Origin of the sequence: Amycolatopsis nigrescens CSC17Ta-90 (genome assembly GCF_000384315.1) — a bacterium.
Lineage (GTDB): Bacteria > Actinomycetota > Actinomycetes > Mycobacteriales > Pseudonocardiaceae > Amycolatopsis > Amycolatopsis nigrescens.
In genome coordinates this window covers 519294-545218 of record NZ_ARVW01000001.1, presented here as the reverse complement: position 1 = coordinate 545218, position 25925 = coordinate 519294, and the positions used below count along the sequence as shown (strand labels likewise).

Here is a 25925-nt window from a genome sequence, read left to right as displayed (position 1 = left end):
CCTTTCGTCGCTATCCGGACAGCCAAAGCGGCCTTAAAGTCATGGTCAACTCTGGGGCGAGAGGAGTCCTTGCCATGCGCAAGATGCTGAGGGTGACCAGGATCGTGGTGGCGGCGGTGGCCGCGGCCGGCCTGGCCGGTTCGACCGTGGTACCGGCCGCCGCGGACACCCCGCCGGACGTGAGCACCGAGCAGGCGCGGGACTTCGGGATCCCGCCGGTCGACCAGATCGTGCACAGCCCGAACATCCGCCAGGTGGCGAACCTGCCCAAGCAGGCGCCGTTGAACGGGAAGGGCTCCACCGGCACCGACATCGCGTTCACCAAGGGGCACGCGATCGTCGGCAACTACGACGGTTTCGTGGTCTACGACGTGCGGATCCCGTTCCGGCCGAGGATCGTCAGCCAGGTGCTCTGCCCCGGCGGGCAGAACGACGTCTCGGTGTCCGGGGACCTGCTGTTCCTCTCCACCGACTACCCGCGCAGCGACAGCTCGTGCAACAGCCAGGCGCAGCCGGGGTCGAACCCGGCGTCCTGGGAGGGCATCAAGGTCTTCGACATCAGCGACCTCGCCAGGCCGAAGTACGTGGCCGCGGTGGAGACCGACTGCGGTTCGCACACCAACACGATGATGCCGGGCAAGGACGGCAAGGACGTCTTCCTCTACGTCTCCTCCTACGCGCCCGCGGCCGACCTGCCGAAGTGCCAGCCGCCGCACGACAAGGTCTCGATCATCAAGGTGCCGGTGAAGAACCCGGCGAAGGCCGCGCTGGTCGCCACCCCGGTGCTGTTCCCGGACGGCGGCAACCTCGGCGGCCAGAACCCGGACGGCACCCGACGCTCGGCGACCACCGGCTGCCACGACCTCACCGCGTTCCCCGAGAAGAACCTGATGGCCGGTGCCTGCATGGGTGACGGTGTGCTCATCGACGTGTCGAACCCGCTCCAGCCGCGGGTGATCGAGCGGGTGCAGGACAACGTCAACTTCGCCTTCTGGCATAGCGCCACCTTCAACAACGAGGGCACCAAGGTGATCTTCACCGACGAGCTCGGCGGCGGTGGTCTCGCCACCTGCAACGCCAAGTTCGGGCCGACCCGCGGCGCCGACGGCATCTACGACATCACCGGCTCCGGCGACCAGCGCAAGCTCGCCTTCCGCAGCTACTACAAGATCCCGCGCTACCAGTCGGACACCGAGAACTGCGTGGCGCACAACGGTTCCTTGGTGCCGGTGCGCGGCAGGGACATCATGGTGCAGTCCTGGTACCAGGGCGGTGTCTCGGTCTGGGACTTCACCGACTCGGCCAACCCCAAGGAGATCGCCTTCTGGGAGCGCGGCCCGCTTTCGGACACCGAGCCGGTGGGCGGCGGCACCTGGTCGGCGTACTACTACAACGGCTACATCTTCTCCTCCGACATGGTGAAGGGTCTCGACGTGCTGGACCTGTTCGACTGGCGCACGCTGCCGGCGAAGCTGGTGCGCTACGACGAGTTCAACGCGCAGACCCAGCCGCGCTACGGCCTCTTCTGAGCCCAAGGAGTTCGACGATCGGGCACTCCGAGCCCCGCCCGCCGAGGTGGGGCTCGGAGTGACTGGGGAAGCTCAGACCAGCCAGGCGGCCGCGTCCGGCGGCAGCTTGGCGTCCACCAGCTCGGCGCTGGCCAGCAGCACACCACCCGGCGGCATCGCGATCGGCGAAGCGGACGTGTTGAGCACGCAGATCAGGCCGCCCGGCGCGCGGCGGAACGCGAAACAGCCGGCCGGTGCGCCGTACCACTCCAGCTCGGTGCCTTCGAAGGCCGGATGCCGCTGACGCAGTTCCAGTGCCTGCCGGTACAGCGAGAGCGTGGAACCGGTGTCCTCGAGCTGCGCCTCGACGGTCAGCCCTGCCCAGTCCGCGGGCATCGGCAGCCAGGTGTCCGCGTTGTCGGAGAAGGCATACGGCGGTTCGTCGCCCTCCCAGGGCAACGGCACCCTGGAGCCGTCGCGGCTGTGCTGCGCGCCGGTGCTGTGCGCACGCGGGTCCGCCATCGCCTCCGGCGGCACCTCGACGGTGCCGAGGCCGAGCTCTTCCCCGTTGTACAGGTAGACCGCGCCGGGCAGGGCCAGTTCGACCAGCGCCATCGCCCGCGCCCGCCGCACCCCCTGCGCGCCGCCGCCGTAGCGGCTGACCTGCCGCCACAGATCGTGGTTGGACAGCGTCCAGGTCGCCGGCGCACCGGCACCGGCGGCCACCGCCAGCGAGCGGTCGATCGCCCCGCGCAGCGCGTCCGCGTCGAAGTGGGTGAGGATCAGCCGGAAGTCGAAGGCCAGGTGCAGCTCGTCCGGGCGGAGGTAGCGGGCCAGCCGCGCCTCGTCGGTCACCCAGACCTCGCCGGTCGCCATCACCCCGGGGTACTCGTCGAGCACCTTGCGGATCCGTTGGTGGATCTCGTGCACGCCGTCGTTGTCGAAGCGGGGGTCGAACCGGATGTCGAACAGGGCACCCTCGGGAGGCTTCGCCCCGTGGTCCATGTCCGGCAGGCCCGGCGGCTTCGCCATCCCGTGCGCCACGTCGATCCGGAAGCCGTCCACCCCGCGGTCCAGCCAGAACCGGATGGTGCGCTCGAGGTCCGCGTGCACCTCGGCGTTGGCCCAGTTCAGGTCCGGCTGCTCCGGGGCGAACAGGTGCAGGTACCACTGCCCGTCCGCGACCCTGGTCCAAGCCGGGCCGCCGAAGGTGCTGACCCAGTTGTTCGGCGGATGGTCACCGGTGGTGCCGAGACCGTCGCGGAAGTGGTAGCGCTCCCGCTCGCGGCTGCCGCGCGGGGCGCGCAGCGCGGCCTGGAACCACTCGTGCCGGTCGCTGGTGTGGTTGGGCACCAGGTCCACGGTCAGCCGGATGCCGCGTGCGTGCGCGTCCGCGAGCAGCGCGTCGAAGCCTGCCAGATCACCGAAAAGCGGGTCGACGTCGCGCGGGTCCGCGATGTCGTAGCCGTGGTCGGCCATCGGGGAGCGGTAGAACGGGGTCAGCCACAGCGCGTCCACTCCGAGCAGTTCCAGATAGCCGAGCCGGGCCCGAATCCCTTCCAGGTCACCGATTCCGTCGCCGTCGGAGTCCGCGAACGAGCGGACGTAGATCTGGTAGAAGACGGCGTCGTGCCACCAGGGGGACTCGTCCGGATTCCGGGCGCCGGCGGCTCTTCGCACGGGGGCATCCTGTCAGTTCGGCTACAGCGCGTGAAGAAGTGCGGGGCCGATTTATCGCTTCTGTGACCGGTCCTACTCGAAGCTGTTGAGCATGCTGTGCGCGGCCATCTCCAGGTAGTTCCACAGCTGCTGGCGGTAGGGCTCGTCCAGCCGCGCCTCGTCCACCGCGATCCGCATCGCGCGCAGCCAGGCGTCCCGCTCGAACGGGCCCACCTTGAACGGCGCGTGCCGCATCCGCAGCCGCGGATGGCCGCGCTGGTCGGAGTAGGTGTGCGGGCCGCCCCAGTACTGGATGAGGAACAGCCGCAGCCGTTCTTCGGCCGGCCCGAGGTCCTCCTCCGGGTAGAGCGGCCGCAGCAGCTCGTCCTTCGCCACCTCTTCGTAGAACTTCCCGACGATCTTGCGGAAGGTCGGTTCACCGCCGACCGCCGCGTAGAAGGTCTGCGGGTCGGCCGGTTCCGGCTGGCTGCTCACGTCTGCCACCACTCCATCTTGCCTGTGCTCACGCTGGGTCCGTGCGCCGGCCGGTCAGCCACCGGCCGGCGGGGTGTTCTGGGACGAGCCGAAGAACCGGCCGAGCGGCGGTTCGAAGCCGGCGTCCTCCAGCGACGCGATGATCCGCGCCCGCAGCGCCCGCTGGACCGCCCACTGCTTGCCGGGCCGAACCTTGACCGTGAGCCGGATCTGGATGCCTTCCGGGGTCACGCTTTCCACCCCGAGCACCTCCGGCGGCTCCAGCACGTTCGCCGACATCGGCTCGACGTCGGCCGCCGCGGCCGCGGCTTCGGCGATCACCTCGGTGGCCCGGTCCACATCCGCGTTGTAGGTCAGCGGGACGTCCACCAGTGCCACCGCGAAACCCTGGCTCGAGTTGCCGACGCGGAGTATCTCGCCGTTGCGCACGTACCAGACGGTGCCGTTGATGTCGCGCAGCGTGGTGATCCGCAGCCCGACCGCCTCCACGGTGCCGCTGGCCTCGCCCACGTCCACCACGTCGCCGACGCCGTACTGGTCTTCAAGCATCATGAACATGCCGGAAAGGAAGTCCTTCACCAGGTTCTGCGCGCCGAACCCGAGCGCGACCCCGACGATGCCGGCGGAGGCGATGATCGGGCCGAGGTTGATGCCGACCTCGCCGAGCACCTGGATGAAGGCGAGGCCGTAGATCAGGAAGGTGCTCATCGACTTGAGCACCGAGCCGATCGTCGTGGCGCGCTGGCGCCGCCGTTCCACGACCATCGGTCCGAGCACGTCCGGCGCGCGTTCCCGCAACGGGCGCAGCAGGGCGGGCAGCTTGCGGCCGTTGCCGCTCGGGATGGTGGTGACCCGGTCGATCAGCTTGCGGACCAGCACCCGGATCACGAACGCGATCACCAGGATGATCAGGATCTTCACCGGTTTGGCGACCAGCCAGCCCGCCGAGGCGGCCAGCCAGTCGTTGCCGGTGATGTCGTACACCTGCTGGCACCAGGTCCCCGTTTCCCTGATGCACGCCGGTGGTTCGCTGAGCAGCTGGTTCACTGTGGAGCGCGGTCCCTTCGGTTCGTCCTCGCCCAGTGCGTTCACCTGGGCGTCATGTGACACGTCTACTAACAGGCGTGCTTTTCGGGTGTGATCTGTGGTCGACTATGCCTGCACCGGTGGAGGTGGTCGAGTGCCGGACCGACAACCGATCCCCCTCGGCGCCCCCGGCCGATCCGCGGCCGGGCAGGCGCCGGAGGTCGTTCTGTGCGCCTATCCGGGTGGAGCCCCGAGCGGGCCCCAGCCGAGTGGGCCACCTTCGCGAGCCGGGCGCAGCGCCCGCTCGCACGGCCAGCGTAGGGGGCGCGACCCAGGGGGAGGCGGCCCGGCACCCCATTGGGGGCGCCGCCGGGTGCTGTTGCTCAACGCGACCTTCGAACCGCTGACCGCGCTGCCGCTGCGGCGGGCGATCGTGCTGCTGGTCTGCGGCAAGGCCGAGGTCGTGCACGGCGATCCGGCCGGGGTCGCGCTGCACGCGGCGACCGTCGCGGTGCCGGTGCCCTCGGTGATCAGGCTGAGCACCTACGTCCGCGTGCCCTACCGCGCCAAGGTGCCGCTGACCAGGGCTGGGCTGATGCACCGCGACCGCTACCGCTGCGCGTACTGCGGCGGCAGGGCCGAGACGATCGACCACGTGGTGCCGCGCAGCCGCGGCGGCCCGCACACCTGGCAGAACTGCGTGGCCTGCTGCGCGCGGTGCAACCACCGCAAGGCGGACCACCTGCTGGCCGAGCTGGGCTGGCGGCTGCGCGTGGTGCCGAGGGCGCCGCACGGGCCGCACTGGCGCCTGCTCGCGCACACCGGCGAGGCGGACCCGCTGTGGGAGCAGTACCTCGGCGCACCCGCCGCCTGAGCGGAACGCGGGGAAGGCGGGGAAGCCTGGGCATAACGGCGCCCCGGCCCGGGTGGGCCGGGGCATGCCGAGGAGTCCGTGCGGGTTCGCTCAGACGGCCGTGACGCGAGTTCCGCAGGTGACGCGGGTGCCACGGGTGACCCTGGTACCGCGGGTCACCCGGGTGCCCGCGGTGACGCGAGTGCCCGCCGTGACCCGCGTGCCGCGGGTGACCCTGGTGCCGCGGGTGACGCGAGTGCCGTTGGTCACCCTGGTCCCCGCGGTGACCCTGGTGCCTGCCGTGACCCTGGTGCCGGCGGTGACGCGCGTGCCCGCGGTGACCCTGGTGCCACAGGTGACGCGGGTACCGGCGGTGACCCGTGTACCCCGGGTGACCCTGGTGCCGCGGGTGACGCGGGTACCGGCCGTGACGCGGGTGCCGCGCTGGGCGGTCATTTCGGTCAAGTCGGTCAGGCCGGCCGTGTCGCTGAGTGATGCGAAAAGGTCGATGCTCGGCTGGGTGAGGGTCGCGGCGCTGATCATGACATGTCCTCCTGGGGCCGGTGCGTGACTTATTGGGATTGGGGACCAGGGCGCAAGGCCCGTACAGGTGAAAAAGCTACGAGGATTTCACGCCGCTAACAAGACGGGAGCTACCGGTGCGGCCGCCTGTACGCTGAGTTGCAACCTTTCGCGCGTCTTGCTTCGGCCCATCGCGCGAGCATCGCAGTGGCACTCGGCGGACGGTCCCCTTCGCACGGCCGACTGGCCGACCCGCGTTAAGCGGGGTGCGAGGGGCATCCGATAGGCTGCGCGCGTGAACATGGTCGAGACGATCCTGGTCTTCGCGCTGATCCCGCTGGGCCTCTACGGAGTGGTCAGCCTGCTCACGTTGCGGTCGAAATTCGCCGGCACGCCCAGGTACCGCTCTGGGCAGCGGTGGGAGCACCCCCCGATGTGGTGGAGCGCGAACCCGGACGGCGTCGGTGACACGCATCGGCAGGAAAGCTCCGGCGGCGCGAGCGCCGTCACCGGTACGGCAGCGGGAGGCGCTCGTGGCAGCTGGTGAACTGACCCATCGAGGCGGAGCGACCGCGCTGTCCGCGGAGGACCTGCCCCCCGGCGGCGTCATTACCGCCAGCGGGCGGCCGTCGATCGCCCAGGAGTACCAACCCGTCAAGCCATCCGGCCCATTCAGCGATGTGCAGCTCGCCCGGTTGGACGAGGCGCTGACCCTGTCCAGCCGCGAGTCCGGCCTGGACTTCAGCATCTACCTCGGCGAGCTGGGCTCGGACTCCCGCGAGGTGGCCGAGCAGCTGCACGCCTCCATCGGCGAGTCGGCGCCCCGCGCGGTGCTGATCGCGGTGTCCCCCGGCGAGCGGCTGGTCGAGGTGGTCACCGGCACCGAGGCGCACCAGCGCATCGCCGACCGCGGCTCCAAGCTGGCGGTGATGAGCATGGTCGCGTCCTTCAAGGAAGGCGACCTGGTCGGCGGACTGGTCAGCGGTCTGCGCATGCTCACCGACCAGGCGGGTCCCAAGCCCCGGCGCTGACCCCGCAAGACGAGCGAAGGGCGTCTCCCGTACCCACGGGAGGCGCCCTTTCGCTTGTGCTCGCCCGACTGACCCTCAAGGCCACCTTTGCTACCTCAGAGGTAACAAAGGTGGCCTTGAGGGACTTTGGGGTCAGCTCTCGTCGAACTCGCGGGCGGCGAGGGCGCGGACGATGCCGGCGCGGCCTTCGGAGACAAGGCGGCGCAGGGCCGCGGGGTGGTCCCCGGCCAGCCAGTTGTCCGCGGCCTCCACCGTGGACCGCTCGACCGCCCATGCCGGGAACAGCCCGACCACGGTCGGCTGGGCCCGCTCGCTGGAGCGCCGCTGCCACACCTCGTCGATCACGTCGAAGTACTCCTTGACGTAACCGCCGAGCAGCTCCTTCTGCCCGGGGTGGGAGAAGCCGCCGATGAGCGAATTGCTCACCGCGTTCGGCAGCTCGTCGTCGTGCACCGCCCGGCGCCAGGCGTCCGCCTTGGCCTCCGGTGTCGGGCGCAGCGCCCGCGCGTGCTCCGCGTGCCGGCGGCCGGCCGCGGTGTCGTCCCCGGCCTGCTCGGCCTCGATCTCGGCGAGCTCCGCGCGACCGTGGGCCACTAGCGCCTTGAGCAGCCGCCAGCGCAGGTCGGCGTCCACGGTGAGCCCGTCCAGCGATGCCGACCCGTCCAGCCAGCCGGCCAGCACGCCGACCGTCTCGTCATCCAGCACCGAGCCGGCCAGCGAGTTCACGAACGCCAACTGGTGGTCCGAACCTGGCTCCGCGGCCTTGGCCAGTTCCAGCAGCCTGGCGGAGAAGGCGGGCCAGCCGTGCTGGGTCGCCCAGGCGCGCTCGGCGTAGGAGTTCAGCGCGGTCTGCGCCTGCAGCAGCAGCCGCTGCACCACGCCCACCTCGGTCTCCGCCTGGATCCCGTGCGAGATGATGGCCACGAAGTCACGGGCCTTCAGCTCGGCCTCACGGGTCATCTCCCACGCGGCCGACCAGCACAGCGTGCGGGGCAGCGGTTCGGTGATGTCCGCGATCCGGTCCACCAGGGTGGTCAGCGAGCCGGTGTCCAGCCGCATGGTGCAGTAGGTCAGGTCGTCGTCGTTGACCAGCACCAGCTTGCCCGCCGCTTCGCCGACCAGTTCGGGCACCTCGGTGCGCTCGCCGTCCACGTCCAGCTCGACCCGCTTGACCCGGACCAGCCTGCCGTCGCTGTCGTCATCGTAGACGCCCACCGCGACCCGGTGCGTGCGCAGCTCACCGGCACCCGGCTTGGCGCCGGTCTGCACCACCTCGAACGAGCCGAACCGGCCATCGCCGTCCAGCTCGAACCGCGGCCGCAGCGAGTTGAGCCCGGTGGTCTGCAGCCACTGCGCGCTCCACCAGGACAGGTCGCGCCCGGATGCCTCCTCCAGCGCGCCGAGCAGGTCGGACAGGGTCGCGTTGCCCCAGGCGTGCCTGCCGAAGTACAGCCGCAGTCCGGCCAGGAAGTTGTCCACCCCGACGTAGGCGACCAGCTGCTTGAGCACGCTGGCGCCCTTGGCGTAGGTGATCCCGTCGAAGTTCACCTCCACCGCCTGCAGGTCCACGATGTCCGCGGCGATCGGGTGCGTGGACGGCAGCTGGTCCTGGCGGTAGGCCCAGGACTTCTCGATGTTCGCGAAGCTGGTCCACGCCTCCGCGTACTCGGTGGCCTCGACCATGGCCAGCACGCTGGCCCAGGTCGCGAACGACTCGTTCAGCCACAGGTCGTCCCACCAGCGCATGGTGACCAGGTCGCCGAACCACATGTGCGCCATCTCGTGCAGCAGGGTCTCCGCCCGCCGCTCGTAGGAGTAGCGGGTGACCCGGCTGCGGAAGACGTAGTCCTCCAGGAAGGTCACCGCGCCGGCGTTCTCCATCGCGCCCGCGTTGAACTCGGGCACGAACAGCTGGTCGTACTTGCTGAAGGGGTACGGAGTGCCGAAGGTCCGGTGGTAGAAGCCGAACCCCTGCTTCGTCTCGGTGAAGAGGTTCTCCGCGTCCATGTGCTCGGCCAGCGACGCGCGGCAGTAGATGCCCAGCGGGATGGTCCGGTGCTCGTCGGTGTACTTGTCGTGCCATTCCGCGTACGGGCCGGCGATCAGCGCGACGAGGTAGGTGGAGATCTTCTCGGAGACCGCGAAAACGGTCTTCAGCGCGCCTTCCTGGGTCTTCTCGGTCGTGGAGACCTGCGCGTTGGAGACGATCTTCCAGTCCTGCGGCGCGGTGACGGTGAGTCGGTAGACCGACTTCAGGTCGGGCTGGTCGAAGCAGGCGAACAGGCGTTTGGCGTCCGCGGTCTCGAACTGGGTGTACAGGTAGACCGCGTCGTCGACCGGGTCCACGAACCGGTGCAGGCCCTCGCCGGTGTTCATGTACCGGCAGCGCGCGGACACCACCAGCTCGTTCTGCTCGGCCAGGTCCGGCAGCTCGATGCCGTCGTCCTCGATGTAGCCGGACACGTCCAGCTCGGTGCCGTTGAGCGTGGCCGAGACGATCTCGGCGGCCACGATGTCGACCCAGGACCGGGCACCGGCTCGCGCGGAGGCGAACCGGATCGTGGTCTTCGAGTCGAAGAGCTTGTCACCGGGACCGCCGTTGCCGTCGGTCAGATCGACTGCGATGTCGTAGGACTCGACGGTCAGCAGCTCGGCGCGCTGCTTGGCTTGGTCACGGGTCAGGTTTGGGGCGGGCACAGGCACCTCGGCTAGCGCTAGCGGTTGTCATTTCGTCTGCTCCTGGCATCCAATCATGAGTAGGCATGGCGCGGTGCGGGGGAACAAGCCACCGGCCCGCGATGTTGGCCCGTTTCGGGGGCACCTCGTTGACCGCCGCCCACACCAGTGACCAGGGAGTTTCGATGACCGACAGCCAGACCAGCGACAAGACCAGGGTGGATTTCTACTTCGACCCGATCTGCCCCTTCGCCTGGATCACCTCGCGGTGGATTCTCGAAGTCGAGCAGCACCGCGAGCTGGACCTGCGTTTCCGGGTGATGAGCCTGTCCGTGCTGAACACCGGCCGCGAAGAGCTGTCCGAGGAGTACAAGGCGCTGCTGGAGCGGGGTTGGGGCCCGGTGCGGATCGCCACCGCGGTCGCCCAGAAACAGGGCGAAGAGATCCTTCGGGACTTCTACACCGCCTTCGGCACCAAGTGGCACAACGAGGGCAAACGCGACATGGACGAGGTGATCAAGGAGGTGCTGGCCGAGATCGGTGCCCCCGCGGAGCTGGCCGACGCGGCCAACTCCACCGAGTACGACGAGGCGCTGAAGAAGAGCCACCACGAGGGCATGGACCCGGTCGGGATGGACGTGGGCACGCCGACCCTGCACATCGACGGGGTCGCGTTCTTCGGTCCGGTGCTCAGCTCGATCCCGCGAGGCGAAGACGCGCTGAAGGTGTTCGATGGCGCGCGGGCGCTGGCGAGCTACCCGGACTTCTTCGAGCTGAAGCGCACGCGCACCGGCGAGCTGAACTTCACCTGACCGGCGAAACCCCGGCCAGCGCGGCACGGGTGATCTGCTCGGGCAAGGGGGAGCGGGCGAGCGCCGCTTCGACGGTGAGCTCGCCCGCTTCGACCGCGGCTTCCAGCCCGGCGAGCGTGCGCACGGTGCCCAGCCTGGCCTCGACGAACTCGGGGCCCACCGGGTCGCCGTGCCCTGGCACCACGATCCGCGGCCGCAGCGCCAGGATCGCCTCCAGCGCCGCGGGCCAGCCCGACAGCGTGGAGTCCGAGCCGAAGGACTCCGCGGTGAACTCGCCGCCAGTGCCGTTCTCGACCAGGTCACCGGCGAACACCACGGCCGCGTCCGGTACCTGCACGACCAGGTCGTGTTCGGTGTGCGCCGGGCCGAAATGGGCCAGCACGACCTCGCGGCCACCGATCGAAAGCCGGGTTTCGTCGCGGACGAGGTGCCCCGGCAGGACGAGCTCGGTCGCGGCCAGCGCGTCGGCCACGTCGGCCCGGCCCTCTCGCCGGTAGCGCTGTTCCCACTTCAGCAGGCTGTCCGCGCCGTCCTCGGCCAGGTCTGTGTGGCAGCCGTAGTGCGCCCAGACCGCGGTGCCGTCGAAGGTTTCGCTCTTGAAGGCCACCGTGCCGTAGGCGTGGTCGAAGTGCGCGTGGGTGATCGCGACCGTGCACGGGTCCGGGGTGATCTGGCGGACCGCCGCGGCCAGCTCGGCGCCCTGCACCGCGTCACCACGGGTGTCGATCACCAGGCACTGCCCGTCGCCGAGCACCAGCCCGACCGTCAGGTCCAGCTCGGCGTAGCGGCGGGCCAGCACGCCGTCGCCGACTTCGACCCAGTTCCCGTCCGTCATGCCAGTGCCTCCAGTACGCCGTCCACCAAGCGTGGCACGGTGGCCGAGGAATTGACCGCGAGCGCGAGTTCCACGTCGCGGGGATGGCCGTTCTCGATCAGTTCCCGGCCGGACACCGAGTCGGCGACCGCGGCCCCGAGGTAGCTGCCGGTGGCGCGGTAGGCGTCCACGGCCAGCGCGGCCTCCACCGACGGGCGGCCGGCGCCGGCCAGCAGCAGCGCGTCGATGATGGCCCCGGCGCCGAGCTGATCCTCCACACAGGGCCGCAGTGCGCCGCTGCCGGTCCCGTCACCGGGTATCGACACGCCCCAGCGCTCCCCGCCGGGCAGCACCCCGATCGGGCCGCCGTCGGCCAGCGCCACCGCGGCCGCGGCGACCGCCGCCGCGTTCCGGAGGCAGCCCGCCAGCACCTGCGCCCCGGTCCTGGCCGCGGTCACGCAGAGGGTGGCGCCGTTGGGGGAGGGCAGGCCGAGGAACGTGCCGGCCGGGATGGCGGTGACCGAGGACGGCCGCAGCGTCCACTCGCGCTCGCCGGCCAGCACCGCGCCCGCGGCCTGCGCGGCGGTCGCCGCGCGCTCGTCGCGCCAGCACAGCGGGAGCACCCGCCCGCCCCTGCCCAGGACGAGATCCACGGTGGTGCTGAAGGAAAGCACGTCCACCACGATCAGCACCGCGCACTCCCGGCCGAGTGCCTCGATGCCGTCGGTGCCCCATTCGAGCCGGATGTCGTGACCCGTCTGCGCGAAGATCCCCATACCCCGAAGCATGCCGCGCCCCGGTGGGGATGGCAGACTCGGGCTCCGTGCGTGTCTATTTGGGATCCGACCATGCCGGCTTCGAGCTGAAGAACCACCTGGTGAGCCACCTGCGCGACCAGGGCCATGACGTGACCGATATCGGTCCGGAGGTGTACGACGCGGCGGACGACTATCCGCCGTTCTGCGTCGAGACGGCCCGCCGCGTGGTGGCCGACGATGGCAGCCTCGGCATCGTGCTCGGCGGCTCCGGCAACGGCGAGCAGATCGCCGCGAACAAGGTGCCCGGCGCCAGGGCAGGGCTGGCCTGGAGCCCGGAGATCGCCAGGCTGACCAGGGAGCACAACCACGCCCAGCTGATCGGCGTCGGCGCCAGGATGCACACCCCGGAGGAGGCGGTGGAGATCGTGGAGGCATTCCTGGCCACCCCGCCGTCGCCGGAGAAGCGGCACATCCGGCGGGTCGAGCAGCTGAGCGACTACGAGCGCACCGGCACCCCGCCGCCACTGCCACCACTGCCCTGATGCCGGAAGGCCACACGCTGCACCGGCTCGCCCGGCTGCACCAGCGCCGGTACGCCGGCGCGCCGGTCGAGGTGTCCAGCCCGCAGGGCAGGTTCGCCGCGGAAGCGTCCCTTTTGGACGGTCAGGTGCTGCTCGGCGCCGAGGCGTACGGCAAACACCTCTTCCACGACTACGGTCCACAGGGGACGGTGCACGTGCACCTCGGCCTGTACGGCACTTTCGCCGAAGCGAAGCTGCCGGCGGTGGAACCGGTCGGGCAGGTGCGGATGCGGCTGGCCGGTGCCACGCACTGGACCGACCTGCGCGGCCCGACCCGGTGCGAGCTGCTGACCGGCGAACAGGCGGACGCGATCAAGGGGCGGCTCGGCCCGGACCCGCTGCGGCGCGATGCCGACCCGGAGCGCGCCTGGCGGCGGATCTCCGGTTCGCGCACGTCGATCGCGGCACTGCTGATGGACCAGGCCGTGCTCGCCGGGGTCGGCAACGTCTACCGGGCCGAGGTGCTGTTCCGGCACGGGGTCGCCCCGATGGTGCCCGGCAAGGCGCTGGATCCGGTGCTGTGGAAGGAGATCTGGGCGGATCTGCGGGCGCTGATGCGGATCGGCGTGCGGACCGGCCAGATCGACACGGTGGCCGAGGAACACCTGCCGGAGAACACCGGCCGGGCGCCGCGGCAGGACCGGCACGGCGGTGAGGTCTACGTCTACCGCCGGGCCGGGATGCCGTGCCTGGTGTGCGGGACCCCGGTGGCGCACAAGGAACTGGCCGGCCGGAACCTGTACTGGTGCCCGTCTTGCCAGCCCGAGTGACCTCGTGAGTGAAAAGTGTTGCTCCAGCAACACTTTTCACTCACGACGCTAGAAGCCGCCGAAGTCGCCTCCGCCGAAGCCTCCGCCGCCGAAATCTCCGCCGCCGAAGTCACCACCGCCGAAGTCGCCTCCGGGGTCGCCGCCCATGTCGCCGCCACCGTCGCCGGCTTCCATGGCGTCCTGCTGGCCGGCGTCGTAGCCGGACTCCCAGGCACCGGCGCTCGCGATGCCACCCATGCCGGAGAACATAGCGCTGAACAGCAGCATCGAGCCGACCCCCCAGGCGCCCGCGACCAGCGCCGGCTTCCACCAGGGCTCGCTGTACCAGCCCTGCGGCACCGGACGTCCGGCCACGCGGCCACCGGGGTAGTAGTGCGGAGTGTTCTCGCCGGGCTGCGGTGAGGCCTCGTAGGTCTGGCCTTCGACCTCCACCCTGCGGTGCTCGGAGACCTTGCCCGCGCGCTCACGCTCGGGGTCCTCCGGCAGCGCCGGGCCGGGGTCCATGCCCATCGCGGTCCTGGCGGCCCGCACGTAGTAGAGACCTTCGATCGCGGTCTCCTTCACCAGCCGGGCCTGCTCGATGGTCTGCGCCTGCTCCATCTGGGAACCGGCCGCGTTGTAGCGTTCGGACGCGTCCGCCATCGCCTGCTGCGAGGCGATGTCGGTGCCGGACAGGTTCAGCACCTGCCCGCCGAGGCGCTCGAGCAGCCGTCTGGCGTCGGCCTTGGCGTCTTCGAGCTGCTGCCGCTTGGCGTCCGCCTGTTTTCTCGCGAGGTACAGGCCGCCGGCGACTACCAGGGCGAGGAGCACGATCAACACGATCGCGGTACCCATGGGTCACTCCCGATGTCGAGGTTCCTTGAACCGGACAACGAGGACGTCCGGCCCGCGGTTCCCAGGGTGACCGGGCACACCGCCGCTGGTCACCAGGCGCGACCGACCGTGTACGAGTCGGTCCAGATGTCCTGCAGCTTCACCACGTCACCGGATTCGGGAGCGGCCCACATCTTGTTGTCCCCGGCGAAGATGCCGACGTGGTAAACGCTGCCGCCGTTGGCGAAGAAGACGAGGTCGCCCGGCCGCATATCGGACTTCGCCACGTCGCCCAGCGCGGCCCGCTGGTCGCGGGAGGTCCGGGGGAGTTCGATTCCGGCCTGGCGGTGGGCGAACTGGGTCAGCCCGGAGCAGTCGAAGCTGTCCGGGCCGGTGGCGCCGTAGGAGTACGGCTTGCCGGCCTGCGACGCGGCCGCGTCCACGATCTGCTGGCCGACGGGCTGTTCGGCCTGCACGTTGACCACCGGCGAGATCGACGGGTCGTTGATCCGGTCGCCGTGGTAGTTGATCCGCCAGTCCGAACTGCTGGAGACGGTGGCCGGAATCGACGCCACTCCGTCGTCGTTCGTGGTGCCGGCGGCGGCGACGGTCCACGGCTGGTCGGCCGCGGCACGGGATTCGAGGTCGACCTGCTCGCCGGCGACCGGGCGGTCACCGCCGCGGGTGAGCTTGCCGGTGAAGGTCAGGCTGCTGCCGGTGGTGACCGGCGAAGGCGCGGCATCCAGGGTCTGTTCGGTGGGGACCACCGCCGATGCGGTGCCGGACAGGCCGAGAAAGGCGCCGGCACCGGTGGCGCAGGCGAGGCCGGCCGCGGTGAGCCGGCGCATTTTCTCGGTGCGGGTACGCGTGGTCGAGGGCACGAGTGTCCTCCAGGGGGATTTGGGGAGTCGGGGTTTTCCGGCGGTGCACTCGCCGATCACGAAACGGTAAACACACCACCCGCGGCGAAAGCGAACCCCGGATTTCCGGCCGTGGTGATCCGGGCTACAGCGGATGAACCTTTTGCCGGCAACGATTCCCTGCTCGACGTGCACGCCGGAACGCTCGGTGTCGGACGGATCCGGTGGCTTGAATCACGCCTGACCGGTGGTTCGGCTCACAGAACGCGGCGGCCGGTCAGCACGCGCACCGGCACGAATTCGGTGAACAGCCCGGCGGGCTCGGCCGCCAGTAAGGCGTTCTTGATCTCCCCGTCGAAGCTCGGACGCTGATCACTGTTCAGCCGGTCCAGCGGAGCGGCCGAGTAGAAGGACCCGATCACCTGCTCGATGTCGAGCTGCTCGGTGTAGTCGAACAGTTGCTCTCCGGAAACGGACAGACCCGCGGCGGCCAGCTCGTCCCGGTACCGTTCGCGTTCCGCTTCGCTGGTACCGCAGCTGGGGAAGTCCCGTACGCCGAACCATTTCGCGGCGAGTTCCCGCAGCGCGAGCGCCCATCGGCTGCGCTGGTTCCACACCGGGATGCTGTTCGCGATCACCGCGATCCCGCCGCCGGGCCGGAGCAGCGGGACGAGGTTGCGGAAGAGCACGTCGGTGTCCATCCAGTGCGCTGCGGTACCGATCGTCACCAGGTCGACGCTTTCCCTGCCCAGTAAGGGTTCCAAGGTCGGCACGTCCCGGTCGGCGCCGAGCACCCAGCTGATGTTCGAGGTGCCGGTGCGACGCCCGGCGGCCAGGCCCAGCGCGAGCATGTCGGCGGACGGATCCATGCCGAGCACCGAGCCGGCCACGGCGGCCAGCGGGAGCGCGAGCTGGCCGGGGCCGCAGCCGAGGTCGAGAACCCTTGCCCCGGCACCGAGGCCGAACTCGGCGGCGAGGTGACCGATCACGTCGGCGCGGTAGCCCCGGCGGTATCTGGCGTAGTTTTCCGCGACCTCTCCGGCGAACTCCCCCGGTGTGCTCATTCGGCGAGTCTGGGCACCGCGTGGTGCCGGTGGCAAGGAATTCAGCTGCGGGCGATCGGCGGCTGCGCCATGATCGGCGCTATGTCCAAGGCCGTCATCCTGATCACCGGCATCTCCGCGGCCGGCAAGTCCACCGTCGCCCAGCTGCTCGCCGAGTCCATTCCGGACTCCGTGCACGTCCGCGGGGACTTGTTCCGCAAGATGGTCGTCCGCGGCGGGGCGGAGATGAGCGCCGAGCCGTCGCCGGAGGCGATCGAGCAACTCCGCCTGCGGTACCGGCTGGCCGCCACGACCGCGGACGAGTACTTCCGGGCCGGTTTCACCGTGGTGCTGCAGGACGTCATGCTGGGGGAGTACCTGACCGAGGTGGTCGGGCTGATCCGGAGCAGGCCGCTGCTGGTGGTGGTGCTCGCGCCGAAGCCGGACGCGGTCCAGGCACGGGAAGACGGCCGCGCGAAGTCCGCGTACGGCGATTACGGTGTGGCCGACATGGACGCTGAGCTGCGTACGAACACGCCGAAGGTCGGGCTGTGGCTGGACACTTCGGCGCAATCACCGGCCGAGACCGTCCGCGAGATCCTGGACAGGGCGTGGACCGAAGCCGTTCAGCCCTAGCTCGATAAACTAGAACACGTTATAGTCCGGTCGTATGAAGTTCACGCTGTCTGTCGCGCTGAGCCCACTCGACCAACTCGCCGAGCTCGCCGCCACCGCCGAGCAGTACGGGTTCTCCTCGGTCGCGCTGCCCGACTCGCTCTTCTACTCCGAGACGGTGTCGGCGGACTATCCGTATACCCCGGACGGGAGCCGGTTCTGGGACGAGCACACGCCCTGGGTGGACCCGCTGGTCGCGGCCGCCGCGATGGGCGCGGTGACCAGCGAGATCGAGTTCTACACGTCGGTGCTGAAACTCGGTTCGCGCAACCCGGTGCTGCTGGCCAGGCAGGTCGGCTCGGTCGCGGCGCTGACCGGCGGCCGGTTCGGCCTCGGTCTCGGGGTCGGCTGGTCGCCCGAGGAGTTCGAATGGTGCGGGGCGCCGTACGCGAACCGGGGCAAACGGGTGGACGAGGCGATCGAGGTGCTGCGGCTGATCCTCGGCGGCGGCATGGTCGAGTACCACGGGCGGTTCTTCGACTTCGACAAGCTGCGGATGAGCCCGGCGCCGGCGAAGCGGGTGCCGTTCTACATCGGCGGCCACACCGAGGTGGCACTGCGGCGCGCGGCCAGGGTGGGTGACGGCTGGTCCTCGGCGATGATGAAGTTCGACGACCTGCGCGAGACCATCGGCAGGCTGGGTGCGCTGCGGGCCGAGTACGGCCGGGCCGAAGAGCCGTTCGAGATCCAGGCGGTGTGCCTGGACCGGTTCGGCCTGGCGGGTTACCAGGAGCAGGCCGAGATCGGGGTCACCGACGTGATCACCATGCCGTGGGTGTTCGACGGAATCGGCTTCGACGCGGAGATCGGCCCGAAGAAAGACTCGATCAAGAAGTTCGGCGACGAGATCATCTCGAAGTTCTGAGGAGGCCGCAGTGACGGTGAACGTGTGCTGGGACCCGGCGGCCGAGCAGCCGGCGGCCAGGGTCGCCGCTTGGCGCTCGATGAACGCGGTGACCAACGGCGAAAAGGACGAGTGGCTGGCGCTGTTCGCGCCGGACGCGGTGGTGGAGGATCCGGTCGGCCCGTCCATGTTCGACGAGACGGGCAAGGGACACCATGGTCGCGAGGGTATTTCCGCGTTCTGGGACCTGACGATCGGGCAGGTGCAGCGGTTCGAGTTCACCATCCGCGACTCGCACGCGGCGGGGGACGAGGTGGCCAACGTCGGCACCATCACCACGTACCTGCCCGGCAACTACCGGGTGGACACTGACGGTGTGTTCGTCTACCGCGTCCGCGAAGACGGACTGGTCGTGTCCATGCGCGCCTTCTGGGAGACCGAGCGCGCCATGGCCACCGCCCGCCAGGTGGAGGGTTAGAGGATCTCCAGCGGGGTCGGCCCGGCGGGTGCCGGGAACGCCCGGTCCAGTTCGGACAGATCGTCTTCGGTGAGCCGGAGTTCGAGTGCCGCGTGGTTCTCGCGGACGTGTTCGGCGGTGCCCGCCTTGGGGATCGCGATGATCCCTTCGTGGCGCAGTACCCAGGCCAGCGCCACCTGGGCGGCGCCGGCCGAGTGCCGCTCGGCGACCAGGCGGAGCGCCGGGTCGCGCAGGATGCGGCCCTGTTCGATCGGTGAGTAGGCCATCACCGGCAGCCCGCGATGGCGGCATTCGGGGAGCAGGTCGTACTCGATGCCGCGCCGGCTCAGGTTGTAGAGCACCTGGTCGGTCGCGGCGCCTTCGGGTACTTCGCCGAGTTCGTCGAGGTCGAAGTTGCTCACGCCCCAGTGCCGGATCTTTCCGGCTCGCTGGAGCTCTTCGAACGCTTCGACGGTGTCCGTCAGCGGGTGGTGGCCCGGCCAGTGCAGCAGGTAGAGGTCGATCCGGTCGGTGCCGAGCCGGCGCAGGCTGCGTTCGCAGGCTTCGACGGTGCCAGTTCGGCTGGCGTTGCTGGGTAGCACCTTGCTGACCAGGAACACGTCGTCGCGGCGACCGTCGATCGCTTCACCGGTCAGCTCTTCCGCCGCGCCGTCGCCGTACATCTCGGCGGTGTCCACCAGCGTCATGCCGAGGTCCAGCCCGGTCCGCAACGCCGCGATCTCGTCCCGCCGCCGCTTGCCGCTCTCCGCGAAATGCCAGGTCCCCTGCCCCAGCGCCGGAACCTCTTCGCCTGAGGGCAACCCCACCTCACGCATCGCCACCTCCGCTTACCGAGGCGGCTCCGCTGCACGTGGACCGTGAGGAGCCACGTCAAGCAGAGCCGTCGTGGTCGGGATCCTCCGCTCCCAAAGACCCGGGGGAGCAGGTTTTTAGGGTACCGCAAGTCGCATCAGTGCTGGTCACAGCGATACCGGCAACAGCAGAAACACGCGGATACGGCATGAACTGAGACGGGAAATGAGACGGCTGTCGGAGCCCGTTGAGCTCCGACAGCCGACTTCCACTAGCCCCCCGTGATCTGGGTCGGTCCGACGCTGATGTTGACGTCGAAGAGCCATGCCGCAGCCAGCAGGACTGCCAGGACCGTCACGACGAGTGTGGCCGGCCGGGCAGTACTACCCCAGGTCGACAGCACTCGGCTGGCCAGGTTCGCCAGTTCGGGTTGCCCGTCGTTCGTGGTTACGGTCCGCTCCTGGCTGGCCTCCGCCGAGCTACCAGCTCAACGGATCCTGGGTTCGAGCTGGAGCGCGTGGTCGACCGTGCGAAACAGTGGGGATGGCAGGCAGACGCCTACCCGGAGGTCGCGGTCGGTTATCTGCGGTGACTTCCGAGTGGCGCGACCAAGTCCGGGTCACGCCGAGTGTATGGACCGAAGGCGGCCTCGCGGTCAAGGTGCACGATCTGATCGGAGTGCGTCAGCGCAATGGTCAAGTGCTTCTGGTGCTTTCCTACATGAAGAAGCCTGTTCTGGAGCGAGATGTAGCAAACGTGCTGCTGTGCTTGCTTCATGACTTGGTGGACGAGATGTTGCCAGGCGCGCTGCCAACTGCCCTGGACGCGGGCCGAAGCGAGGCACTGACGCTGCCACGGAACGCCAACAAGCCCGCCTGCGCGCGTACTTGCACAGCCAAGCCGCAGCCTACGTCGTGCACTGGTCAATGGCAGCGTAAGGCTGAAGTGGGTGGCGGGTAGCGCTGGTTCCGTGCGCAACGGGCCAGCCCTGCTCGCCGCTCCGCATCGCCACCGCTGACCGGCCGACCGACGGAAGAAGCCGGCCGGGCGCTACTTGCTTCAGCGTCTGTCTGCAAACCTTCAGAAGCAAGCTGCTGGCCAGCGTCGCGGTCGGGTTTGTGGTCCGTGCGGGTGGCGGCGTGACAGAACACCACCCTGGCCACCGGGTCCGGCACCAGACTGGGAGTCATGACTGAACGGCGAGGGCAACGTGGTCGGGTCGTGCCGCGGCAACTACCTCTGGCGATCAAGGATTTCACTGGCCGCGTTGAGCATCTGGCCGCTTTGGATGCCCTCCTGCCCGCCAGTGATGATCGGGAAGGGGCTGGAGCGGTGGTGATTTCGGCGGTGGACGGCACTGCCGGGATCGGTAAGACCACCCTCGCGGTGCACTGGGCTCACCGCGTGAAGCACCGCTTCCCTGACGGCGCCTTGCACGTCAATCTCCGCGGCTATGGGCCCGGGGACCCGGCCACACCAGGGGAAGTGCTGGACGGGTTCCTGCGAGCGTTGGGTATTCCGGCAGAGGCCATGCCGGTCGGGGTGGAGGCGCAGTCCGGGTTGTACCGGTCGTTGCTGGATGGGAGGCGGGTGTTGATCGTGCTGGACAACGCCAACAGTGCCGACCAGGTCCGTCCCTTGCTGCCTGGGACATCAGGGTGCGTGGTCGTGGTCACCAGCCGCGACAGCCTCACCGGTCTGGTGATCACCGAGTCCGCCACCCGCCTCACCCTCGATCTTCTGTCCGAGCACGAGGCGCTGGAACTGGTAACCGACATCGTCGGACGACCAAGGGTGACGGCGGAATTGGGCGCGGTCACCGAATTGATCCGATTGTGTGCGCGGTTGCCGCTGGCGTTGCGCATCGCCGCTGGCCGGGTCGCCGCTGGGCCGCACACCGTCGTGGACGTCGCAGCGGATTTGGCGGATGAGCAGTATCGACTGGACGCCCTGAGCTGGGGTGGGGATGAACGGGGCGCAGTGCGGGCGGTGTTCGACTGGTCCTATCAACGACTCACCGCAGAGGAAGCGCGGTTGTTCCGGCGTCTTGGGATGCACCCGGGCCCCGATTTCGGCGTGCACGCCACTGCCGCGCTCGCCGACCTCGCCGTGCCCGTGGCTCGTCGGCTACTGGAGAGGCTGGACACGGTGCATCTGATCGAATCGGTTGCCAGGGACCGGTATCGGTTTCACGACCTGTTGCGCGCATACGCCGTCGACCAGGTCCGCCGTTACGACAGCGCCGCCGACCGCGACCACGCTCGGGAATCGATTCTCACTTTGTATACCCACGCTGCTCACGTCTGCGACGAGTTGCTCTTCCCCGCTCACTTCCGGTTTCCGCTGCACTTCACTGCCCCTGCCCGGCCGATGGTGATCACTGATCGGGCACATGCGCTGGACTGGGCGGAAACCGAAAGGACCAATTTGCTGGCAGCCCTGCGCCACGCTGCCAACCACGACATGCACCGCCACGTCATCCATCTCACCGAAGGCGCCAGGTTCCTCCTCCTACAAGGTAGTTGGGACGAGTTACTTGAGATATGTGACGTGGGGCTGGTCGCAGCTCAAGGCTGCGGGGACTCCATTGCTGAAGTTGTGTTTCGCAGCCGACGAGGCGAAGCTTTTATGACGATGGGGCGCCTGAGTGAGGCGTCGACCGACTTCTACCGTGCCTGGACCCTGGTCCGTGAATCTGGTGACCGTGTCCACCGTGCAGGCGCGCTCAGGGATCTCGGCTGGGTATGCCACGAGCGAGAACGCTTCGGAGAAGCGCTGCAGTATCTCCAGGAAGCACACTCCCTGAGCGAGGGCGTTGACACTGGCAGGATGGAAGGACTGGTGGAACACCACTTGGGCCGCACATACACCGGACTTGGTGACTACAGGAAGGCTATCGAACACGGAGAACGCAGCTTGAGCTTGCGTCGAGGTGCTGGCGACCTCACCGGCGAACCTGGCGCATTGCGCCATCTGGCCTGTGCCTGGCAGGGATTAGGTGAGCACCACAAAGCCATCACGCTGTGCCAGGAAGCGATCGCCCTGGGCCGTACCATCGGTGACCCTGCCCACAATATCGCTGAACCATTGGACACACTAGCCAAGTCGCTGCATCACACCGGCCGCCTTACCGAAGCCATCCAATGTTGGCATGAAGCCGCCGCACTCTTCACCGACTGCGGCCACCTCCACCGAGCCGCTGAGATCCGGGAACACCTGCACACCTTCACTAGCCCCGTGGCCGTCGACCGTGCCCGGGATGCGGACACGCCGTGACCACTGAGGGCCAACCTGAGGTGGTCAGGGGGTTTGTGCTGGTTCGGCACAGCTGTGCCCGGTCGGATGTGCTTCGTAGCGTTGAGTGAAGTTCGTCTGCGGCCCAAGTCATACCTATCGTCGACTCAGCTGGTTGAACGCGGCGGGTCTGGTCGCGAAGCGGTGAGAGTCAGCCTCCGTGTTGCGGTTGATTAACTGATGATCACGATGCTTGCGAAAGCCTGTCGTTCGAATGCACTGGAGCCAACCGGGGCAGGCGGTGGGCCAGTCGGACCAGCCGGTTCCGTATTACAGGTCTCGGCGCCGCATTTTTGCAGGACAGGGGCAAGGGTTGGATTCCCCTCGGCTCCACTCGCCCTTTGGCGTCATCTGTTTGGCGGGTATGCTCCCGGTCTTCCATCTTTAGGGCATGCTTGGTTCTTATTGGGCTACCCCGTTCCCTGTATCTCCCGTCGGGCAGGTCGGCTATATTGGACTGAAAAACTTGCGAAACACGCAATTGCTGCAATTGCAGAGACGAAATGAACTAAGAATAGTGCTGCTCGATCGTGTTGGTTTGAAGTGTCATTCTTCTCCTGTCTAATGCCGAATATCTTTCGATGCATGTGGTAACGGAAGTGAGTCCCGAGGGGAACCCGTCCAGTCCGCGGGAGATGTTGACGGTCGAGGAAGCTGCTGACCGACTCGCGGTTAGCCGGACCAAGATGTTCGCGCTCATCAAGGAAGAGGTAGTCCCCAGTGTCCTCGTCGGACGCTACAGGCGTGTTCCGGCCGACGAGTTGACGGCCTACATAGGGCGGCTTGTAGCTCAAGCAGGGGAGCACTGATCATGCCGCGCAGGAAGCGCGCCGAAGGTACGCGTGCCCCCAACTGTGTGAGCAGCATTTACCCCGGCCAGGACGGGAAGTGGTACGGCCGCGTGTCCATGGGCGTGCTCGACAACGGGGAGCCGGACCGCCGGCACGTCGAGCGGAAAACCGATACTGAAGTCATCAAGGCGGTTCGCGAACTCGAACGCCAGCGCGACAGCGGCCGAGCGCCCGAACCCGGCTCACGGACGTGGACCGTCGAGAAGTGGTTGACCCATTGGGTCGAAAACGTTGCGGCACCGTCGGTGCGCGAGAACACGCTGGCCGGGTACCGGACGGCGGTCGACAAGCACCTGATTCCCGGCCTGGGAGCACACCGGCTCCGGAAGTTGGAGCCCGAGCATCTGGAGAAGCTCTACGCGAAGATGGCTGACTGCGGCGCGAAACCTGGAACGGTCCACCAGGTGCACCGTACGGCCAAGACGGCGCTCACGATCGCGTTCGACCAGGGGCGGCTAGCCGTGAATCCGGCGAAGCTCGCGAAGGCGCCGCGTGTTGACGAGGACGAGATTGTGCCGCTGACCGCCGACGAAGCTAAGCGGCTCCTTGCCGCTGCTCGCGATCGGCGCAACGGTGCGCGCTTCGTGATCGCGCTCGCGCTCGGCCTGCGGCGCGGTGAGGCGCTCGGGCTGAAGTGGTCGCGGATCGATCTGGACGCCGGCCTGCTGCGCACGCCGAGGCAGCTGCAGCGGCACAAGTGGAAGCACGGCTGCGACGACCCGCACAAGTGCGGGGAGCGGCTCCATCGCACGAAGCCGTGCCCGGTGACGTGCAAGCGGCATGCGAAGTGCCCGCCGGTTTGCCCGCCGGACTGCATGCGGCACGCCAGTTCCTGCCCGAAACGTCATGGTGGCGGTCTTCGCGAGGTCGACGTTAAGTCGAAGGCGGGGCGCCGCACCGTCGGCATCCCCGGGCCGCTCCTGGAGATGCTGCGCAAGCAGAAAGCGGCGCAGGACGACGAGCGGCGGTTTGCCGGCACCGAGTGGCAGTCGGGGGACTGGGTGTTCGCGCAGCCCACCGGGCGGCCGCTCGATCCTCGGGCAGATCATGACGAGTGGAAGGCGCTGCTTGCCGAGGCGGAGGTGCGGGACGCGCGGCTCCACGACGCGCGGCACACCGCGGCCACGATGCTGCTCATCCTGAAGGTTCCGCTGCCCGCGATCATGGAGGTCATGGGCTGGGGTGACGCATCGGTCGCCAAACGCTATGTGCACATTCCGACCGAGGTGGTCGCGGGAATCGCCGACCAGGTCGAGGGCTTCCTGTGGAACGAAAAGCCGGAGGCATCCCCGCCGGCCTCGCCCGCGGTCAGCCAGCCAGACGCCGCCGCGCTGCTGGCACAGCTGCAGCAGCTGCTCGACGCCGCGAACGCGCCGAGCGACGGCCCCGACGACGAGGAGCCGCCCGGGCTCCGTGCGGTCGTGTCACCAGGGGAAATTAGAGGGAACGGTGCGCCCAGTTTGTCGGGCCGCCCGTGAACGGTTGTCGGTTAGTCCGCCGGATTCTTTCGCACGAGGTTGCCTGGTTTCGGTGGTGAACGTGGCGTGCGATGCGTTCAGTAGGGTATCAGTTTGTCTCTCCGCGATCGATCTCGCAGTCGTCGAGCAGACGTGCCAAATAGCTGTAGGCGGAGAGTCGCTCAAGAGCATGCTGCTCGGAGAGTTCGTGACGCGTGTGTGTAGCGGTGTTGCGGACTGTCAAGTTCAAGCCAGTCGCCAAGGCAGTGAGCGCCTTGGCGAGCGGCTCGAAGCCGCCGCGCACACTCTTGACCGTCTTGTCTGCGCGGTCGCCCGGCCAGACGATCTTCGGATGCTCCGGAGTCGCCGACCCAGGTGCGAGGCTCTGCTGCCAGAACACCGTATCGTCGACGTTGTTTCTGCCGAGCTTCATCTTCCAATCGATAGTCAGCGCCTCGGCGGCTTCTCGTACCGCCACCCGGTACTGGTGAGTGGTCCAGTGAGCGGCGGCAGCACTCCAAATCAGCGGGTGCAACTCAGACGGCGCAAAGCCTGGAACGCTCGTCTCCGCGGCGGCCTCAGCTTCGGCGATCATGGTCGCGAGCCGTCCCTTCACGCTCGCCGCGGTTGAGCGGATATCTTGAGGGCTGAACAGCGCCTTCGGGCTGGACATTGTGAACCAGTTCGCGATCGGATCGAGTGTCCCCAACCCTGCGACCGCCATGTGCGCACCCGTCACGGACACCGCCCGCGCTGCCGAGCCGGCGGCTTCGGCGACTTTCAACTCCAGAGCACGGACCTTGTCAGCGTCCTGTCCCTCGGCCACCCAAACCGTCGGCAACAGCCCCCGCGACTCCATGAAGTCGGACTCAACCTGGGTCCTCATCCAGTCGTCGAACGCCACTGTGAAGGACTCGGTGGCGTCACGGAGACGTTTCAGGTAGTTCGCGCTGTAGTTGGCCACGAGTCATCCTCCAAAATCGGAGACGACGGTCGCTGGCCACCACAACCCCAGCGCCGCGGCCGCGGGCGGCACCGCCATCACGGCAGCGTTCGTCCACATCGTCTTCGGCGTCAGCCGCAGTGCGGGAGCATCGGAGGAGGTACCACGCTCGACATCGGTCATACCGTCTCAGTCGCAGCTACTGCCTCGGGTGTTGCACATCGCCGTTGTGCTCGGTGCCGATGCGTTGCGAGTCGTTCGAGAGGTATAGGGGCCGCCGAAGTGGATCGCGGCCTTGTCCAATTGTGGAACGAGACCCTAAGGTCGCACGCTCCGACGTCGCCGGTTCAGTCAGACGCCGCCGCGCTGC

At 68.6% G+C, this 25925-nt stretch carries 26 protein-coding genes and 1 pseudogene; 14 read left to right on the top strand and 13 right to left on the bottom strand.

Going from position 1 to position 25925, the window contains the following annotated elements:
- The first annotated feature begins 74 nt into the window (after positions 1-74).
- Entirely contained in the window at positions 75-1529 is a 1455-nt protein-coding gene (locus tag AMYNI_RS0102555; RefSeq protein ID WP_020666398.1) for an LVIVD repeat-containing protein, read from the top strand.
- A gap of 72 nt (positions 1530-1601) precedes the next feature.
- Here the strand turns inward: AMYNI_RS0102555 and AMYNI_RS0102550 are convergent, their stop codons facing one another.
- The 3 genes from AMYNI_RS0102550 to AMYNI_RS0102540 all read right to left on the bottom strand — a co-directional run bounded on the left by AMYNI_RS0102550 (position 1602) and on the right by AMYNI_RS0102540 (position 4709).
- Positions 1602-3188, bottom strand: a complete 1587-nt coding sequence (locus AMYNI_RS0102550; RefSeq protein ID WP_020666397.1) for a glycoside hydrolase family 13 protein — start codon at positions 3186-3188, stop codon at positions 1602-1604.
- 72 nt (positions 3189-3260) lie between these two features.
- Complete coding sequence (locus AMYNI_RS0102545) at positions 3261-3662, bottom strand: globin (protein ID WP_020666396.1); 402 nt, start codon at positions 3660-3662, stop codon at positions 3261-3263.
- A 54-nt stretch (positions 3663-3716) separates the two neighbouring features.
- Entirely contained in the window at positions 3717-4709 is a 993-nt protein-coding gene (locus AMYNI_RS0102540) for a mechanosensitive ion channel family protein (RefSeq protein WP_040406412.1), read from the bottom strand.
- A 352-nt stretch (positions 4710-5061) separates the two neighbouring features.
- Here AMYNI_RS0102540 and AMYNI_RS0102535 point away from each other — a divergent pair, with 352 nt between their 5' ends.
- Complete coding sequence (locus AMYNI_RS0102535) at positions 5062-5562, top strand: HNH endonuclease (protein ID WP_020666394.1); 501 nt, start codon at positions 5062-5064, stop codon at positions 5560-5562.
- A 90-nt stretch (positions 5563-5652) separates the two neighbouring features.
- Here AMYNI_RS0102535 and AMYNI_RS0102530 read toward each other — a convergent pair whose 3' ends face one another.
- Complete coding sequence (locus tag AMYNI_RS0102530) at positions 5653-6084, bottom strand: hypothetical protein (protein ID WP_020666393.1); 432 nt, start codon at positions 6082-6084, stop codon at positions 5653-5655.
- Positions 6085-6358: 274 nt separating this feature from the next.
- On the opposite strand from AMYNI_RS0102530, the gene ctaJ reads away from it, so the two are divergent.
- Both ctaJ and AMYNI_RS0102520 read left to right on the top strand, forming a co-directional pair.
- On the top strand, positions 6359-6610 hold the full coding sequence (gene ctaJ / locus AMYNI_RS0102525; RefSeq protein ID WP_026359971.1) for an aa3-type cytochrome oxidase subunit CtaJ: 252 nt from the start codon (positions 6359-6361) through the stop codon (positions 6608-6610).
- Entirely contained in the window at positions 6597-7094 is a 498-nt protein-coding gene (locus AMYNI_RS0102520) for a DUF5130 family protein (protein WP_020666391.1), read from the top strand. The genes ctaJ and AMYNI_RS0102520 overlap by 14 nt, the downstream gene beginning before the upstream one ends.
- A gap of 132 nt (positions 7095-7226) precedes the next feature.
- Here AMYNI_RS0102520 and pepN read toward each other — a convergent pair whose 3' ends face one another.
- Positions 7227-9791, bottom strand: a complete 2565-nt coding sequence (gene pepN, locus AMYNI_RS0102515; protein WP_020666390.1) for an aminopeptidase N — start codon at positions 9789-9791, stop codon at positions 7227-7229.
- Positions 9792-9955: 164 nt separating this feature from the next.
- Here pepN and AMYNI_RS0102510 point away from each other — a divergent pair, with 164 nt between their 5' ends.
- Positions 9956-10582, top strand: coding sequence for a mycothiol-dependent nitroreductase Rv2466c family protein (locus AMYNI_RS0102510; RefSeq protein WP_020666389.1), 627 nt, complete (start codon positions 9956-9958; stop codon positions 10580-10582).
- Here the strand turns inward: AMYNI_RS0102510 and AMYNI_RS0102505 are convergent.
- Together AMYNI_RS0102505 and AMYNI_RS0102500 are read right to left on the bottom strand one after the other, a co-directional pair.
- The gene (locus AMYNI_RS0102505) at positions 10575-11417 is read right to left on the bottom strand and encodes an MBL fold metallo-hydrolase (protein ID WP_020666388.1); all 843 of its coding nucleotides are present in this window, start codon (positions 11415-11417) and stop codon (positions 10575-10577) included. The two genes, AMYNI_RS0102510 and AMYNI_RS0102505, sit on opposite strands and share 8 nt — an antisense overlap.
- Positions 11414-12172, bottom strand: coding sequence for a 2-phosphosulfolactate phosphatase (locus tag AMYNI_RS0102500; RefSeq protein ID WP_026359970.1), 759 nt, complete (start codon positions 12170-12172; stop codon positions 11414-11416). Before AMYNI_RS0102500 ends, AMYNI_RS0102505 begins: the two co-directional genes overlap by 4 nt.
- A 47-nt stretch (positions 12173-12219) precedes the next feature.
- On the opposite strand from AMYNI_RS0102500, the gene AMYNI_RS0102495 reads away from it, so the two are divergent.
- Together AMYNI_RS0102495 and AMYNI_RS0102490 are read left to right on the top strand one after the other, a co-directional pair.
- A complete protein-coding gene (locus AMYNI_RS0102495; RefSeq protein ID WP_026359969.1) occupies positions 12220-12696 on the top strand; it encodes a ribose-5-phosphate isomerase in 477 nt (158 codons plus the stop codon).
- A complete protein-coding gene (locus AMYNI_RS0102490) occupies positions 12696-13505 on the top strand; it encodes an Fpg/Nei family DNA glycosylase (protein ID WP_020666385.1) in 810 nt (269 codons plus the stop codon). The genes AMYNI_RS0102495 and AMYNI_RS0102490 overlap by 1 nt, the downstream gene beginning before the upstream one ends.
- Positions 13506-13553: 48 nt before the next feature.
- Here the strand turns inward: AMYNI_RS0102490 and AMYNI_RS0102485 are convergent, their stop codons facing one another.
- The 3 genes and pseudogenes from AMYNI_RS0102485 to AMYNI_RS0102475 form a co-directional block, all read right to left on the bottom strand.
- Entirely contained in the window at positions 13554-14339 is a 786-nt protein-coding gene (locus AMYNI_RS0102485; protein WP_020666384.1) for a hypothetical protein, read from the bottom strand.
- An 89-nt stretch (positions 14340-14428) separates the two neighbouring features.
- Positions 14429-14773, bottom strand: a pseudogene (locus AMYNI_RS49970) (C40 family peptidase); the annotation flags it as partial.
- Positions 14774-15435: 662 nt separating this feature from the next.
- Positions 15436-16242, bottom strand: coding sequence for a class I SAM-dependent methyltransferase (locus AMYNI_RS0102475; RefSeq protein ID WP_020666382.1), 807 nt, complete (start codon positions 16240-16242; stop codon positions 15436-15438).
- A gap of 81 nt (positions 16243-16323) precedes the next feature.
- Here AMYNI_RS0102475 and AMYNI_RS0102470 point away from each other — a divergent pair, with 81 nt between their 5' ends.
- From AMYNI_RS0102470 to AMYNI_RS0102460, 3 genes are read left to right on the top strand one after another with little or no spacing between them, the layout of a single operon-like run.
- Positions 16324-16857 carry an AAA family ATPase gene (locus tag AMYNI_RS0102470; RefSeq protein WP_157357228.1) on the top strand — a complete coding sequence of 178 codons (534 nt, stop codon included), beginning with the start codon at positions 16324-16326 and terminating at the stop codon, positions 16855-16857.
- 34 nt (positions 16858-16891) lie between these two features.
- Positions 16892-17761: a TIGR03619 family F420-dependent LLM class oxidoreductase gene (locus AMYNI_RS0102465; protein WP_020666380.1), complete on the top strand. Its 870-nt coding sequence runs from the start codon at positions 16892-16894 to the stop codon at positions 17759-17761.
- Between the two features lie 10 nt (positions 17762-17771).
- On the top strand, positions 17772-18218 hold the full coding sequence (locus tag AMYNI_RS0102460; RefSeq protein WP_020666379.1) for a nuclear transport factor 2 family protein: 447 nt from the start codon (positions 17772-17774) through the stop codon (positions 18216-18218).
- Here AMYNI_RS0102460 and AMYNI_RS0102455 read toward each other — a convergent pair.
- The gene (locus tag AMYNI_RS0102455) at positions 18215-19033 is read right to left on the bottom strand and encodes an aldo/keto reductase (RefSeq protein WP_020666378.1); all 819 of its coding nucleotides are present in this window, start codon (positions 19031-19033) and stop codon (positions 18215-18217) included. The genes AMYNI_RS0102460 and AMYNI_RS0102455 overlap by 4 nt on opposite strands.
- Before the next feature lie 565 nt (positions 19034-19598).
- Here AMYNI_RS0102455 and AMYNI_RS48785 point away from each other — a divergent pair.
- The 4 genes from AMYNI_RS48785 to AMYNI_RS43360 all read left to right on the top strand — a co-directional run bounded on the left by AMYNI_RS48785 (position 19599) and on the right by AMYNI_RS43360 (position 24633).
- A complete protein-coding gene (locus AMYNI_RS48785) occupies positions 19599-19970 on the top strand; it encodes a hypothetical protein (protein WP_157357227.1) in 372 nt (123 codons plus the stop codon).
- Positions 19971-20198: 228 nt separating this feature from the next.
- Complete coding sequence (locus AMYNI_RS43365; RefSeq protein WP_063713751.1) at positions 20199-22286, top strand: ATP-binding protein; 2088 nt, start codon at positions 20199-20201, stop codon at positions 22284-22286.
- Positions 22287-22885: 599 nt separating this feature from the next.
- Positions 22886-23113 (top strand): excisionase family DNA-binding protein, encoded by a 228-nt coding sequence (locus AMYNI_RS49965; protein ID WP_051116260.1) that lies wholly within the window; start codon positions 22886-22888, stop codon positions 23111-23113.
- Positions 23114-23115: 2 nt separating this feature from the next.
- Positions 23116-24633 (top strand): tyrosine-type recombinase/integrase, encoded by a 1518-nt coding sequence (locus tag AMYNI_RS43360; protein WP_051116259.1) that lies wholly within the window; start codon positions 23116-23118, stop codon positions 24631-24633.
- 88 nt (positions 24634-24721) lie between these two features.
- Here the strand turns inward: AMYNI_RS43360 and AMYNI_RS0102435 are convergent, their stop codons facing one another.
- Both AMYNI_RS0102435 and AMYNI_RS48780 read right to left on the bottom strand, forming a co-directional pair.
- Positions 24722-25576, bottom strand: coding sequence for a TIGR02391 family protein (locus tag AMYNI_RS0102435; RefSeq protein ID WP_020666374.1), 855 nt, complete (start codon positions 25574-25576; stop codon positions 24722-24724).
- A 3-nt stretch (positions 25577-25579) separates the two neighbouring features.
- Positions 25580-25738, bottom strand: a complete 159-nt coding sequence (locus tag AMYNI_RS48780) for a hypothetical protein (protein WP_157357226.1) — start codon at positions 25736-25738, stop codon at positions 25580-25582.
- Between the last annotated feature and the right edge of the window lie 187 nt (positions 25739-25925).

Bases quoted from the DNA above. Each gene is read 5' to 3' on its own strand.
- AMYNI_RS0102555 (WP_020666398.1), top strand. From the start codon at position 75: ATGCGCAAGATGCTGAGGGTGACCAGGATCGTGGTGGCGGCGGTGGCC.
- AMYNI_RS0102530 (WP_020666393.1), bottom strand. From the start codon at position 6,084: ATGATCAGCGCCGCGACCCTCACCCAGCCGAGCATCGACCTTTTCGCA.
- AMYNI_RS0102510 (WP_020666389.1), top strand. From the start codon at position 9,956: ATGACCGACAGCCAGACCAGCGACAAGACCAGGGTGGATTTCTACTTC.
- AMYNI_RS0102505 (WP_020666388.1), bottom strand. From the start codon at position 11,417: ATGACGGACGGGAACTGGGTCGAAGTCGGCGACGGCGTGCTGGCCCGC.
- AMYNI_RS0102500 (WP_026359970.1), bottom strand. From the start codon at position 12,172: ATGGGGATCTTCGCGCAGACGGGTCACGACATCCGGCTCGAATGGGGC.
- AMYNI_RS0102490 (WP_020666385.1), top strand. From the start codon at position 12,696: ATGCCGGAAGGCCACACGCTGCACCGGCTCGCCCGGCTGCACCAGCGC.
- AMYNI_RS0102485 (WP_020666384.1), bottom strand. From the start codon at position 14,339: ATGGGTACCGCGATCGTGTTGATCGTGCTCCTCGCCCTGGTAGTCGCC.
- AMYNI_RS0102475 (WP_020666382.1), bottom strand. From the start codon at position 16,242: ATGAGCACACCGGGGGAGTTCGCCGGAGAGGTCGCGGAAAACTACGCC.
- AMYNI_RS0102470 (WP_157357228.1), top strand. From the start codon at position 16,324: ATGTCCAAGGCCGTCATCCTGATCACCGGCATCTCCGCGGCCGGCAAG.
- AMYNI_RS0102465 (WP_020666380.1), top strand. From the start codon at position 16,892: ATGAAGTTCACGCTGTCTGTCGCGCTGAGCCCACTCGACCAACTCGCC.
- AMYNI_RS0102455 (WP_020666378.1), bottom strand. From the start codon at position 19,033: ATGCGTGAGGTGGGGTTGCCCTCAGGCGAAGAGGTTCCGGCGCTGGGG.
- AMYNI_RS43365 (WP_063713751.1), top strand. From the start codon at position 20,199: ATGACTGAACGGCGAGGGCAACGTGGTCGGGTCGTGCCGCGGCAACTA.
- AMYNI_RS49965 (WP_051116260.1), top strand. From the start codon at position 22,886: ATGCATGTGGTAACGGAAGTGAGTCCCGAGGGGAACCCGTCCAGTCCG.
- AMYNI_RS43360 (WP_051116259.1), top strand. From the start codon at position 23,116: ATGCCGCGCAGGAAGCGCGCCGAAGGTACGCGTGCCCCCAACTGTGTG.
- AMYNI_RS48780 (WP_157357226.1), bottom strand. From the start codon at position 25,738: ATGACCGATGTCGAGCGTGGTACCTCCTCCGATGCTCCCGCACTGCGG.